12 protein-coding genes are annotated in these 12,751 nt (G+C 62.2%); 2 read left to right on the forward strand and 10 right to left on the reverse strand.

Annotated elements, in window-relative coordinates:
• Positions 1 to 58: 58 nt before the first annotated feature.
• The 10 genes from KDB76_RS13410 to mcpP all read right to left on the reverse strand — a co-directional run bounded on the left by KDB76_RS13410 (position 59) and on the right by mcpP (position 11,139).
• On the reverse strand, positions 59 to 2,260 hold the full coding sequence (locus KDB76_RS13410; protein ID WP_024087026.1) for an LTA synthase family protein: 2,202 nt from the start codon (positions 2,258 to 2,260) through the stop codon (positions 59 to 61).
• A 135-nt stretch (positions 2,261 to 2,395) separates the two neighbouring features.
• Entirely contained in the window at positions 2,396 to 3,676 is a 1,281-nt protein-coding gene (locus KDB76_RS13415) for a transporter (protein ID WP_024087027.1), read from the reverse strand.
• A gap of 46 nt (positions 3,677 to 3,722) precedes the next feature.
• Entirely contained in the window at positions 3,723 to 4,475 is a 753-nt protein-coding gene (locus KDB76_RS13420) for a hypothetical protein (RefSeq protein WP_023660798.1), read from the reverse strand.
• 46 nt (positions 4,476 to 4,521) lie between these two features.
• Entirely contained in the window at positions 4,522 to 5,202 is a 681-nt protein-coding gene (locus tag KDB76_RS13425; RefSeq protein ID WP_013972457.1) for a C39 family peptidase, read from the reverse strand.
• A 62-nt stretch (positions 5,203 to 5,264) separates the two neighbouring features.
• A complete protein-coding gene (locus tag KDB76_RS13430) occupies positions 5,265 to 6,716 on the reverse strand; it encodes a hypothetical protein (protein WP_024087028.1) in 1,452 nt (483 codons plus the stop codon).
• A 48-nt stretch (positions 6,717 to 6,764) separates the two neighbouring features.
• Positions 6,765 to 7,343: a hypothetical protein gene (locus KDB76_RS13435; RefSeq protein ID WP_013972459.1), complete on the reverse strand. Its 579-nt coding sequence runs from the start codon at positions 7,341 to 7,343 to the stop codon at positions 6,765 to 6,767.
• Between the two features lies 1 nt (position 7,344).
• Positions 7,345 to 7,779: a hypothetical protein gene (locus KDB76_RS13440; RefSeq protein WP_013972460.1), complete on the reverse strand. Its 435-nt coding sequence runs from the start codon at positions 7,777 to 7,779 to the stop codon at positions 7,345 to 7,347.
• A 298-nt stretch (positions 7,780 to 8,077) separates the two neighbouring features.
• Positions 8,078 to 8,647 carry an AAA family ATPase gene (locus tag KDB76_RS13445; RefSeq protein WP_013972461.1) on the reverse strand — a complete coding sequence of 190 codons (570 nt, stop codon included), beginning with the start codon at positions 8,645 to 8,647 and terminating at the stop codon, positions 8,078 to 8,080.
• Positions 8,644 to 9,210, reverse strand: a complete 567-nt coding sequence (pnuC, locus tag KDB76_RS13450) for a nicotinamide riboside transporter PnuC (protein ID WP_013972462.1) — start codon at positions 9,208 to 9,210, stop codon at positions 8,644 to 8,646. The genes KDB76_RS13445 and pnuC overlap by 4 nt, the downstream gene beginning before the upstream one ends.
• A 294-nt stretch (positions 9,211 to 9,504) precedes the next feature.
• On the reverse strand, positions 9,505 to 11,139 hold the full coding sequence (gene mcpP / locus KDB76_RS13455; RefSeq protein WP_013972463.1) for a methyl-accepting chemotaxis protein McpP: 1,635 nt from the start codon (positions 11,137 to 11,139) through the stop codon (positions 9,505 to 9,507).
• A 299-nt stretch (positions 11,140 to 11,438) separates the two neighbouring features.
• On the opposite strand from mcpP, the gene KDB76_RS13460 reads away from it, so the two are divergent.
• Together KDB76_RS13460 and KDB76_RS13465 are read left to right on the forward strand one after the other, a co-directional pair.
• Entirely contained in the window at positions 11,439 to 12,269 is an 831-nt protein-coding gene (locus KDB76_RS13460) for an undecaprenyl-diphosphate phosphatase (protein WP_003258998.1), read from the forward strand.
• Entirely contained in the window at positions 12,262 to 12,675 is a 414-nt protein-coding gene (locus KDB76_RS13465) for a DUF1294 domain-containing protein (protein WP_023660800.1), read from the forward strand. Before KDB76_RS13460 ends, KDB76_RS13465 begins: the two co-directional genes overlap by 8 nt.
• The last annotated feature ends 76 nt before the right edge of the window (positions 12,676 to 12,751 follow it).

Consider the following 12,751-nt stretch of genomic DNA (forward strand, 5'->3'; position numbering starts at 1 on the left):
TCGAGCACGGGCGGGTTGAATCGACAGGTCGCGGCGGCCCGGCGATGAGTGGTACCGTTCAGCCCGAATGGGCGATATGCCCTTCGGTCAGCTCATCCGCTGCTTCGTCTTCCCCTGGCAGTGCGGTTATCACACTGAAGTCGCTGATTTCCACCTGGCCACCACCATAGCCCAGCAAATGGAAGGAAAACGCCTTGCGCGCTGTCGGGTTGTCGAAGCTGAACTCCATCTCCAGCGGCTCGTCGGCAGTGACTTTCACTTCGTAAGGCAAGCCCAGCGGTACGTCCTGCTCCAGCTGCTTGGCCTTGAGCTGGATATAGGCTGCGCGCTTGGGGTCCAGTGAACGTACCTTGACCCGTACGCGGGTATGCGAACCCTCGGGCATTTCCAGGTACTGGGCGCCGATCAGGTTGTCGGCCCAGTCATCTTTGATGCGCTTGCGCAGCTGGATCGGCGATGGGCCGCCGAACTGGTAACGCAGGTTGAGCGGTGTCTGCAGCAGGGACTGGTCGAGCACCCCGGCGAGGGCACCGATCTGCTGGCCCAGCAGGTTGTCGCCGGGGCCAAGGTAACGTGCCTGGTCGGTGATGAAGCCCTCGCTGGCGTAACGCCGGCAGCGCTGCTGGAAGTCGCATTCGGTGAACACACCCCGGCCGTCGTGATAGCGCAGCATGCCGTTGGTGTAGGAGATCATTTCACGACCGCTGTCGTAATCGCGGTACAGCGAGCGACCGCCGAGCGCCATGGGGATGGGCAGCGCAAAGTAGTCGAGCAGCGAGGTGGCCAGGTCGATATGGCCGTAGGTGCCCCGCTTGATCCGTGGCAACTGCGCCTGCTCCGGCGCCAGGGTGAGGTTGAAGCCCCAGGACGAGGCCAGGCGCACACCGTCGATGCCGTGGGACTCGTCCGAAGTCACTACCACCAGGGTGTCCTTGAGTACACCCTGGCGTTCGAGGTTGTCGAGAAATGCACCGAGTGCATCGTCCAGGTAGGCGACTGCCGCCTGTTTCGGCGTGTCGTAGCGCTCCATGTACTCGAACGGCGCCGAGTAGGGCTGGTGGGTGCCCACGGTGAGCAGGGTCAGCATCCATGGCTTGTCCTGCTTTTGCAGCTGGCCGACGTAGTCCAGCGCACCCTCGAAGAAGGAGCGATCATCCTTGCCCCAGGGGAAGTCCAGGTAGTTCTTGTTGCGGAACCACTCCTGGCCGTGCACCGAGTCAAAGCCGATGTGCGGCATGATGCGGTCCTTGGCCATGAAGCGCAGGCCGGCACCCTGCAGGTAGTGGGTAGTGAAGCCGGCCTGGCGCAACTGCGCTGGCAGGCAGGCCTGGTTGCGTTCGTTCTGGGTCAGCAGTTCCATGCCCTTGGGCGTGCCGTTGGCCAGCTTGTCATAGTCACCGCAGAGCATCGCGTAAAGGCCACGGATGGTCTGGTGGGTATGCAGCACGTAGTCCGGGGTGTTCATGCCGCGCTCGGCCCACTGGCTGAGCTTTGGCATCAGCTCTTCGTCGAAGCGACTGTGCAGGGCCTGGCGGTTGGGCCGCAGGTAGGCCCCGGGGATGCCTTCCACGGTGATGATCAGCAGGTTGCGGGCGTTGCCTGGCCCGGCGAGCAGCCGCTGGCCATGCAGGTCGGACTGGGTCAGGCCGGTACTGGCCAGAGGGGTGAAGGTTTGTGTGCGGCCCATCCAGCCTTCGACCTGGCGCTGCAGGTTGCCGGCCCCGGCCGAAAGCAACTGGTGGGTGAGGTTGTATTGCCGCCATTGGTCGGCGTCGGAAGGTACCAGTTGCTGGCTGCCCCAATGGGCGCCAAACAGCAGCAGCGGAATGGCCCAGGCCTTGCGTGGCAGCGGTTGGCTGCGTTGGCTACGGCTGCGCCAGGCGATGGCCAGCCAGCCCAGCAGGCCGGTGCCCATGATCCAGGGCAGCCAGGCATGGGCCAGGCCGCCACCGGTCGAGTTTTCCATGAACTGCGGGTCGAGCAGGTATGTCAGGTCAGCGCTGGTGGGCAAACGGCCGACCGCGCTGACCAGTTCGGCCGAAGCCACCCAGAGGGCCGCCCAGGCCAGCAATACGGGGAGCGCCAACCACCACGGCCGACGGTGCAGCAGCAAGACCAGCAGGCTGCCGAGTGCGAGGTCGGACAGGTAACCGAGCGGGTTGGACCAACCCAGCATGGCGCGCGTACCCAGTGGGATCACCAGTACCAGGGTCGCCAGGGCGACAAGCCGGGTACGTGGGTGGTCTGACAGGTTCTTCACGAAAACATCCCTTTTGCCATTAAATCGTCATGCAACTGTGCTTGATGATAACAGGCCGTGGCATGGAAGGCGGTCCGGGACAAGACTGGTAACCAAAGCCGGGCCCCTTCGCGCGGGCCCGGCCGAGGGCAAGTATCAGAAGTAGTAGGGGAATTTCAGGCTGAAGGAAAAGTCGGGCGCGTCATCGGTCAGACCAATGGACAGGTTGGGCACGATGGTCAGGTTGTCGGTGGCGGCGAAGGTCATGCCGATGTTGAAGTTGGCTGCGTTGTAGTCGCTGTTGGAAATCGACTGCCAGTCACCGCCATCCGGCTTTATCTTGCTCTTGCGGGCGAACTGGTCGGACACCGAGAACGACATGCTCATCTTCTCGTTCAGGGCAAAGGCGATACCGCCGCCGATCTGCCAGGAGTCGCCCAGCTTCACGTCGCCGGGCACCTTGCTGTTGACCTGTGGGCTGATGTCGCTGAACGAGTCTTCCATGTTGTAGGTGTACGACAGGCTGCCGAACAGCACGGCCGGGTCGAACGTCTTGACCAGCGAGATGCCCGGCGTGATAGACCAGACGCCGTTGCCGGTCGGCAGGCTTTCTGGTACCGACAGGTTGTCGTTGCCCTCGACCTGGCGCAGTTTGATGCCATACGGGTCTTTGCCGGTCGGTGCCTTTATGCGCAAGGTAGCGACGGCGTCAGGCCAGGTCTCGTCTTCGTCGAGGAACTTGTAGGCGACGCCGACGTTGACGTCGCCAATTTCCGGGTCGCGGGTTACGGTTTCGTCCGAGGTGCTCGCCCCGGCTCCCCCCGCACCGCCGGAAGAATAAGTGGATTCGCGGTACACCACCGGGACGTTGATGTCGAACTGCCAACGCTGGGCGAGGTTGTAGCGGGCAGTCATGTCCAGGGTCCAGTTATCTGCCTTCACCCGGTCAAGGTTGATACTGCCGAGGAAGATCGAGTCCAGTGCCAGGAAGCCGTTGAGCACCAGCGCCCGAGTATCGTAGTGGGTATAGGTGACACCGGTCTCGAAGCTGAACTTGCCGCCGCCGAAGAAGCCGCTGGCCTCGTCATACAGGTTGGACACGCTCTGTGCCGGTTCGGCGTCGGCGGTCAGCGCCTGGCCATAGGAGCTGCCGGTGGTGCCCGGTGCGCCCGATGCCACCGTCTGTGCGCCCTTGACCCCTTCGGCCGGGGACCTGACCAGGCGTTTGGGCGGTGGTGCTGCCGGGGTTTCCTCGACCTGGCGTACGCGCTGCTCCAGCACCATCAGCGCTTGCTGCTGGGCTTCGTAGCGACGTTTCAGTTCCATCAGTTCCTGCTTGAGGGCCTCAACCTGTGGGTCGGAGGCGGCGTAGAGCAATGTGGCCGGGGCCAAAGTGGTCAAACACACAAAAGCTTTGAGCGATAAAGATCGGTGCATGGAATTGCCGTCCCTGCCGACTACTTTTGATGAGACTGAGCGTAGATCAGTATCCGAATGTGCGAAGACCTTTGAGCTGATCGAGGCTACCGTTCAGCGACGCGGCTGTAGGCACGCTTTCACGCATCACCACATTGAGCGTGGTGACGTTGCTCACCCGGTTGCCATTGCCCAGCAGCGTCGAATTCTGCATCAGGCCACCCTGCGCCAGGCGCTGTACGCTGCTGCCCTGGTTGTTGCTGGCATTGATATTGAACTGCACCCCTACGCCGCTGGCAGACACACTCAGCGCACCTGCGCCGTTTTCGCCCGTCAGCGTCTGGCCGTTGGCCAGTGTTTGGCCCTGAGGCTGCACGGCGGGCGCCTGGTTGGCCTTGGAGACATTGATGGCGACATCGTTGTAGGCGGTGTTGTTGTCGCCAGCGGCGCGTACCACCTGGGTAACACCCTCTGTGGTGTTGAGGCCGGCACCGCCCGTGACGGTACCGGTACCTGGTGCGGTGGTTCCAGCTGACGCTGTGCCAGTGCCGCTTTCGTCGATCAACGACACATAGAATTGCGGTTTGATGGTCGACTGCTGAATCTGCATCGTGCTCGTGGCACCGATCACGTCCCCTTTGGCATTCTGCCAGGTGCTGGACATGACAATGCCGAAACTCACGATCCGCCCCGGCATCACGTAGCGGCCACGCAGGGTCGCCAACTCATGGTCCTTCAGCTCGATGGGCTTGAACGTTTCGGCATGGGTGGGAAGGCTGACGGCCAGGCATGCGATCGCGAGCCAGAATGGGTTCTTCATTGGGGTGCTCCCCGGAGCCTCGTGCTCCTTGTCGTTGCAAGAGTCGTTAGAAGAAGTCGCTTTTGATGAAACCGAAGTCCAGCAGCTCTGCATCCTGCACCGGGGTGAAGTTGTTCACCCGGCCCTTGGCGGTCAGCGGCAGGGGCGGGTCGAGCAGGATGTTGTTCTTGTCGTAGCCTTGGCCGATGACGGCGAAGATGATGCCGTTCCAGCCCTTGAGAAAATCTTCGACCTTGTAGCGCTTGTGACCCAGTACCGGGTCACCGATATACACCCAGCCCTTGTCGACCTTCTGCATGACCACGAAGTGCTTGTAGCCGCGCACGTCCATCAGCACCACGACCGGGATGCGCACGCTGTGCAGGGTCTCGGGTGCCACCCGGTAGCCGCGGGCACGCATCCCCAGGCTTTCCACGTAGCGTTTCATGTCGAGCATCGAGAAGCCTTGCGTGCGCACCAGGTCCTGGTCGGCGTGGGCCAGCATGCCTTCGATGATCTGTTGCTCGTCCACATCCAGCCAGTAGGCCTGGCGCAGGATGGTGGCCAGCGCGGCGGCGCCGCAGCTGAAGTCGGTTTTCTGTTGCACCAGGTCGGCGAACTTGCGCTCGCGTATGCTCTGGATGGGCTTGAACACCACAGCGCCGCCCGGCAGGACGGACAGCGGCATTTGTGCAGCTTCGCTCATGCTGGCCAGGCACAGCAAAAACGCCAGGGCAATGATGCGCATGATCGGATGCCTTCCGGTTCTGTTGAAGAAAGGCCCCCCGAAGGGGGCCTCAAGCACAGCGATCAGAACGAGGTGTTGGAGATGGCCAGCGAGTTGCTCTGCTGGTTGCCCACACCGGCTGCCACGTTCACGCCCAGGTTGCCACTGCCGCCATTCACCGAACCACTAAGGGTTGCAGTGTTGGTAACAGGGTTTGCCCAGCCGGTCGGGGTCAGCACTTGGAAGGACACGGTATTGCTCAAGTCGTAGGCACTGCTTTCGCTGTAGCTCTTCGACACGTCGTTCGACGATTGAGACGATTTCTCGCCAGACTTTTCAAACGCCGATTCCGATGCATTGGCATAGGACGACTCGTGAGCCTTCTCATACGAGGAGTCGCGAGACTTCTCGTAGCTCGATTGGCGAGCCTTGTCATACGACGAGTCGAATGCCTTCTCGAACGACTTGTCGTAAGAGCTTTCCCGCGAGTGGTCGACATCCACATTGAGCGATGCATTGAGCGAGGCATCGAAGCTGTCGGTGCGAGTGCGCTCGTGACGGCCGTAATCGGTGGTCGTGGTGCGGGTCGCATCGGCTGCCGCGGCCAAGGAGGCGCTCAGGCTGGCACTGCTGGACGAACTGGCGTTGCCGGCCATCGAACCACTGGCGTTCCAGCTGTTGGAGCCGCTGGCAGTGGAACTGTGCGAACCACTGGCGTTCATGCTGCTCGAACCGCTGGAGTTCCAGCCACTGGAGCCACTGGAGCTGGCACTTCGCGAGCCGGCCACGCTGAAGCTCGATGACGAGCTGCGGTCGTCGGTCGAATTGAACGTGCCCTCACGCGAGCTGGAACCGCTCTTGGTGGTGGTGATGGTCAGCGTATCCACCCGGTAGGTGCGGTCGGCGCCGTTGTTCACCGTCAGGCCTGGGCCGTTCTGGTCGGCAGAGGCGGTGGCAGTGGCATTGCCCAGCGGGGCACCGGTGTTGGCGATGGCCATGGTGTTCTTCTGCTGGTTCAGGTCGCCGCCAGCGATGTTGATGCCGACGTTACCCTCCGCACCATCGGCCGAGCCGGCCATGACTGCCGAGTTCTGGGTGGACCAGTTGTCGACACGGTTGTTGTTGCTGAACTGGCGAACGTCAGCGGTGGCTTCGGCGGTGCCGAACACGAAGCTGTTGTCCAGGCTGGACTCGGACGATGCATTGGCAATAGCCGCAGCATTGTCCTGCTGGTTGCCGTTACCGGCTGCCACGTTGACACCCACGTTGCCGCTTGCACCTGTGGCCGAGCTGCTCATTTCGGCTTCGTTGATGGTGCCTTGGTTGGTGATGGTGTTACCCGTGCTGCGTTGGCTGTCCATGGCGTTGGCTGTGGCATACACAGGGATCCGGGTGGGAGGAGGGGTGTGATGCCCGTTATTGTGGTGACCATTGTGGTGCCCGCCACGCCGGTCGTTCTGATCAGCTTGTACAGCAACAGCCATGACCGCAGCAATTGCGAAAACCAGAGGCTTGATTGCCATCGAGGGTTTCATGGTGATTCTCCGTACTTTTAGGTTAAGTGTTGTTCTTAACTGGATGGGTCAATCCGCGACCCGGATGCTCAAGGTGTTGGCCATTCGGTTTCCCACCCCGGCACTCTGGTTCAACTGAATCACTCCACGGCTACCGGTGAAGGCCTGGTCACTGGTGGTGACCTGGCGATTGCCAGTTGAAGTGTCAATCGGACCGGAGTTGTTGAGCAGCGCCACGTTCTGTTGCATGAGGACGCTGTCGTCGATGCTTTGCGGCTGGGCACCGAGACTGATGCTCAGTGCGTTCGCTTGCTGGGTGTTGGCGCCGGCGCTCTGGTTGACCCCCAGGGCGCCGCTACCGTTGCTGAAGGCGTCGCCCTGTATGGTCGAGCGCGCGTCCATCGCGGAAGTTGCGGGGGCGTTCAGCCGTTGGCGGATCTGCGTGGTGGCGCCAGCCTCGGGCCCTGCGGCGAAGGCGCGCGCGTTGGCCTGTTGCTGTAGGTCGCCGGCTGCCTGGTTGACCGACAGGTTGCCCTGGTAACGGCTGCCCGAGCTGTCGATGTCGGCGTTGTTGATCACGGGGACCGGGGATTGCGCGAAGGCCGATGTACTGCACAGCGTGACCAGGATCAGCAGCGTGTGCTTCATCTCACTTGCCTCCGGTCAGGATCTGCAGCGGCGCCAGGCCGCGCTGCACACTCGAGTTGACCATGTTCGAGATGCCATTTCCCGAGCCTGTACCGCGGCCACCGGCCAGGTTGGGCAGTTGGGATTGGTTATTGAGGTTGCCGCCCAGGTTGTTGGTCTGCTGGGTAATCAGGGTGCTGATGCCCGCACCGCTGCTGATGTTGGCGAAGTCGCCATCACTCAGTTCGTTGGTTTGCTTGAGGATGTGAGCGGAAGGATTGGCATTGACGGTGGTGGGGTTGGGGTCGGGTCTTAACGGCGGGACCATAGCGTTGCGTGTCTGCACATCACGGGTTATCACGATGATGCCGTTGTCGGCCTGGGCCGTCAGGCTCAACGAACCCAGCACATAGCCCATCAGCAGCAGGTGATAAAGGCGTTTGTCAGTTTTCCTCACGACGGCAACTCCTTCAATGAGCGCTGGCCCTGTTCAGCGATGTGAACGACGGAGCAGAAGGTGTGCCGCTTTCGAGAAGCGGTTTCAGATCAAAAGGTTAAGGTAGGCACCATGACAAGCTGCGGCATATTCTGTCTCAGGGCTGAAACAGGCACCCGCGAGTGGTGCAGGCAAAGTCAGTGCTGGCCTTGATTGGAAGGGTTTTTGCAAGAGTGTTTCAGCGCCTTGACATTACTTTCGACGCCCCGCAAGACCTCATGTTTTCAGGGGCTTCGCCCCACAAGGGTGTGTCAGTGGGTTAACACTCGGTGGGGCAGGATGGCGTATTGCTATCAATGAGCTTAGCGACTGTTTGCAGTGCCAGCAACTGGCGTTGTGGCCAATTGCCCTCAATTATTTTGTACGCTTGCTCATGCCGTTGCAGCCAGTGCAGGCTGTCGTCGAAAAAGCGCTGGCGGTCGCGCAGTTCGGGCTGGCTGCGCTGGCCATCGGCAACCCAATCCACGCCTTGCGGGCTCAGCAGCAGGTGCAGGTGGTAATGCCGCGCCAGCAACGACTGTTCCAGCCAGGCCGGGCAGTCGCCGAACAGGGCGTGGCTCCAGAGCATGTTGCTGAGCAGGTGAGTGTCGAGAATCAGTAGCGACGGTGCCTGCTCACGGGCCTGGTCTTCCCAGGCCAGCTGACCACGAGCGATGGCAGGGATATCGGCATAGCAGGTGTCGCGGCGTTCCTGATCGATGAAGTGGCGCACGTATTCGGCCACCACCACGCCGCCGAAATGCGCCTGGATCACACCGCTCAGCCAGCTCTTGCCGCTGGATTCCGGGCCGCACAGCACCAGTACTTTCATGGATTGTGCCGCGCTCATGGCTGCACCAACGCCGGGTCACGGCGCCATTCCAGCCAGCCGCGCACGGCAATCAGTGTGAGCACGGCGAAGAAACCGGCGGTGAAGTACAACTGCTGGTGCAGGTACTGGCCCACGTAGACGATATCTACCACTACCCACAGCGGCCAGCACTGCAGGCGCTTCTGCGCCATCCACAGTTGTGCCACCAGGCTGAAGCCGGTCAGGGTGGCGTCCAGCCAGGGCAGGGCGGCGTCGGTCCAGGTTGCCATCGCCGCGCCCAAGGTGGCGCTCAACAGCACCCCGCCGGCCAAACCGACGAGCAATGCCGGGCGCTGCAGGCGGGTGACCTGGCGGGCGTCTTCAGCATGGCCCGGGCGCTTCCATTGCCACCAGCCGTAGACCTGCAGGATGGCATAGGCCAGTTGCAGCAACATGCCGGAGTACAGCTTCACCTCGTAGAACAGCCAGCCATAGATCAGCACCATGACCAGACCAATGGGCCAGCACCAGGCGTTCTGCTTGACCGTGAGCCAGACAGCGGTGACGCCGAGGACGGCGGCGATGAGTTCAAGGCCGGACATCGGCGATCCTTGGAGACTACGAGGAGGGGCGCGATTGTAGCTGGTCGGCCAAAGAAGGTGTAGGGCGTTGGGGCCTTTGGGGCCACTCCCATAGGACTGCACATAACTTTGAGTCAGCAGGGATCCTGTGGGAGCGGCTTTAGCCGCGAACACCGGCGCAGCCGGTGCCAAGCACTGCGCTGGGTTCTTCGCGGCTAAAGCCGCTCCCACAGGGTACGCGGATTGCTTGCAATTTCAGTTATCTAGGCGACAGCGCAGCCCAAAGGGCTTGGCCATCTCCCACAGGGGCTGGCCTTATACCCGGAACTGCCGCAACAGCTGCTCCAGCTCTTCGCTCAGCTGCCCCAGCGCCATCCCGGCATCGCTGGACTGCCGCGCCGCATCGGCGGTCTGCTGAGACAACCCGGCAGTATCCAGCACGTTGCGGTTGATCTCTTCTACCACGTGCGACTGCTGCAAGGTGGCGCTGGCGATGGAGGCATTCAACGCCGTGAGGTTGTTCAGTGATTGGTTGATGGCATCCAGGCTGGCACCGGCCTCGCGGGCCTGCTCGACCGTCTGGCGCGAGGCCTCGCTGCTGGTGTCGATGGCTTTGACCGCAGCGTCCGACTGGCTTTGCAGGTGCTCGATCATGGTATGGATCTCGGCAGTCGACTGCGCCGTGCGCTGGGCCAACAGGCGCACCTCGTCGGCGACCACGGCAAAGCCACGGCCCTGCTCTCCGGCCCGCGCCGCCTCGATGGCCGCATTCAACGCCAGCAGGTTGGTCTGTTCGGCGATGGAGCGGATCACATCCAGTACACCACCGATGCGCGTGCTGTGCCCGGCCAGTTCACGGATCACCTGCACGGCCTGGTCGATGGTCAGCGACAGCCGGTCGATCTGCGCCAGGCTGCCGTGAATGGCCTCCTGGCCGTGTGCCACTTGCTGTTGCGCGGTACGCATTTCACCAGCGGCCTGCTCGGCGGTCTTGGCCACGTCTTGCACGGCGTAAGTCACTTCGTTGACCGCAGTGGCCACCTGGTCCATCTGCAGCGACTGTTGGGCGCTGTGCTGCTGCGCGGCACCGGCGTTGTCGCCGACATGCCCGGCGGACCGGGCCAGGGCATGGGCCGCGCCTTGTAACTGGCCGACCACGCCTTGCAGCTTGCCATTGAAGCGGTTGAAGTGCTCGCCCAGGTGGGTGATTTCGTCACGGCCGTGAGTATCCAGGCGTCGAGTCAGGTCGCTTTCTCCACTGGCGATGTTGCCCATGGCCTGCACTGCTTCCTGCAACGGGCGGGCGATGCTGCGCGCAATCAGCATGACCACCAGCGCCATCAGCAGGGCGATGGCCACGCCCACCAGCGAGGCGTCGCGCAACTGGCGGGTGAATTCGGCCTGCACGTCATCGACGTACACGCCTGAGCCGATGATCCAGCCCCAGGGCTTGAACAGCTGGATGTAGGACGTCTTGGCCACCGGCTCGCTGGCACCGGGCTTGGGCCAGCGGTAGTTGACCGGCCCGGCGTCCTGCTGCCGGGCCAGGGCGACCATCTCGTTGAACACGGCAAAGCCGTCGGGGTCGCGGATGGCCGACAGGTCCTGGCCGTCGAGCTTGGGGTTGGCCGGATGCATGATCATCTTCGGCCCCAGGTCGTTGATCCAGAAGTAGTCATCGTGGTCGTAGCGCAGCGCCCGCACCACTTGCAGCGCCTGTTGCTGGGCCGCTTCACGGCTGAGCGTGCCGGCTGCCTCCAGGCCTTGGTAATAGGCCAGCACACCGGCTGCGGTCTGCACCACGTGGCGGGTTTTCTCCGCTTTGGCCTGGTACAGGTCACCGTGGATCTGGCGCAGCATCAGCAGGCCCAATACCACCAGCATGGCCACCGCCACCAAAAGGATCAGCCACAGACGGCGGCTGATAGACATCGATCTCAGGGTTTTCATACCACAGCTCCCGCATTGTTCTTTTTATTCAGGCGCATCCAAGCATGCTTTGCGCGAGGCCCCCACACGACTAATGGCTAAGTGCTATCCATTCAATAGTCTGCAGCAGCTTGTACAAGGTGATTGCGAAGGCGCTCTGCTAGGATTTCGGCTGCGCAAGATGAAACCTTTAGGCGGCGTGAACTTTTCTACTGGCATTACGCCCAACAGTCGCTGTAAAACAGCCGGGCCGCGCGCGGCAATTTCAAGCAAATCAAGAACAAGGGGCCTGCAACGAGCAGTGCTCCATCGGGGGAACGATGGATTTTTGGACTGCCTTCCAGGCAATCATCTTAGGCGTGGTCGAAGGGCTGACGGAGTTTCTGCCAATCTCCAGTACCGGTCACCAGATCATCGTCGCCGACCTGATCGGGTTTGGTGGCGAACGGGCCATGGCTTTCAACATCATCATTCAGCTGGCGGCGATCCTGGCGGTGGTGTGGGAGTTTCGCGGCAAGATCTTCGACGTGGTCTTCGGCCTGACCAGCCAGCCCACGGCGCGGCGTTTCACCGGTAACCTGTTGCTGGCGTTCCTGCCGGCAGTGGTGCTGGGCGTGCTGTTCGCCGACCTGATTCACGAATACCTGTTCAACCCGATCACCGTGGCGGCTGCGCTGGTGGTGGGCGGGGTGATCATGCTCTGGGCCGAGCGCCGCGAGCACCGTGTGGAGGTGGACCACGTGGACGACATGCGCTGGAGCCACGCGCTGAAGATCGGCTTCATCCAATGCCTGGCGATGATCCCGGGCACTTCGCGCTCCGGTTCGACCATTATCGGTGGCCTGCTGTTCGGCCTGTCGCGCAAGGCAGCGACCGAGTTCTCGTTCTTCCTGGCGATGCCAACCATGGTCGGTGCGGCAGTGTATTCGGGCTACAAGTACCGCGACCTGTTCCAGCCTGGTGACCTGCCGGTATTTGCCATTGGTTTCGTGACTTCGTTCATCTTTGCCATGATCGCCGTGCGTGGCCTGCTCAAGTTCATTGCCAACCACAGCTACGCGGCGTTCGCCTGGTATCGCATTGCCTTTGGCCTGCTGATTCTGGCGACCTGGCAGTTCGGCTGGGTCGACTGGGCGACGGCCCATGGCTGAGGTGGCACGGGGGCAAAGGGTGGAGGGCGTACGTAATGTGCGCCTGAAGCTGCTGCTGTTGGGCCTGCTGTGCCTGCTGCCCGCCCTGGGCGCGGCGCGCATGGCCTGGGTCGACCAGGCCTGGTGGCCGCTGGCGTTGTACCCGGCAATGAGCCTGATCAGCCTGCTGCTGTATTGGCAGGATAAACAGCAGGCGCGTACCCAGGCCTGGCGTACGCCCGAGAAGGTGCTGCATGCCAGTGAGCTGCTGGGCGGCTGGCCTGGGGCGCTGCTGGCGCAGCAGCTGTATCGACACAAGACTCGCAAGGTGTCGTACCAGCTGGTGTTCTGGGGGATTGTGCTGGTGCACCAGGTGTTCTGGGCGGACTGGCTGTTTCTTGGCGGGCGGTATCTGCCCTTCAGTTGATATGTGATTGTGCCGGCCCTTTCGCGGGTAAACCCGCTCCTACAGGTACAGCACAAGACTTCAGCCCAGTGGAGAA

It is taken from the genome of Pseudomonas sp. JS425 (genome assembly GCF_018223845.1).
Lineage (GTDB): Bacteria > Pseudomonadota > Gammaproteobacteria > Pseudomonadales > Pseudomonadaceae > Aquipseudomonas > Aquipseudomonas asiatica.

Coding starts and splice junctions, on each gene's coding strand:
- KDB76_RS13415 (WP_024087027.1), bottom strand. CDS start 3,676: ATGCACCGATCTTTATCGCTCAAAGCTTTTGTGTGTTTGACCACTTTG.
- KDB76_RS13420 (WP_023660798.1), bottom strand. CDS start 4,475: ATGAAGAACCCATTCTGGCTCGCGATCGCATGCCTGGCCGTCAGCCTT.
- KDB76_RS13425 (WP_013972457.1), bottom strand. CDS start 5,202: ATGCGCATCATTGCCCTGGCGTTTTTGCTGTGCCTGGCCAGCATGAGC.
- KDB76_RS13430 (WP_024087028.1), bottom strand. CDS start 6,716: ATGAAACCCTCGATGGCAATCAAGCCTCTGGTTTTCGCAATTGCTGCG.
- KDB76_RS13435 (WP_013972459.1), bottom strand. CDS start 7,343: ATGAAGCACACGCTGCTGATCCTGGTCACGCTGTGCAGTACATCGGCC.
- KDB76_RS13445 (WP_013972461.1), bottom strand. CDS start 8,647: ATGAGCGCGGCACAATCCATGAAAGTACTGGTGCTGTGCGGCCCGGAA.
- pnuC (WP_013972462.1), bottom strand. CDS start 9,210: ATGTCCGGCCTTGAACTCATCGCCGCCGTCCTCGGCGTCACCGCTGTC.
- mcpP (WP_013972463.1), bottom strand. CDS start 11,139: ATGAAAACCCTGAGATCGATGTCTATCAGCCGCCGTCTGTGGCTGATC.
- KDB76_RS13460 (WP_003258998.1), top strand. CDS start 11,439: ATGGATTTTTGGACTGCCTTCCAGGCAATCATCTTAGGCGTGGTCGAA.
- KDB76_RS13465 (WP_023660800.1), top strand. CDS start 12,262: ATGGCTGAGGTGGCACGGGGGCAAAGGGTGGAGGGCGTACGTAATGTG.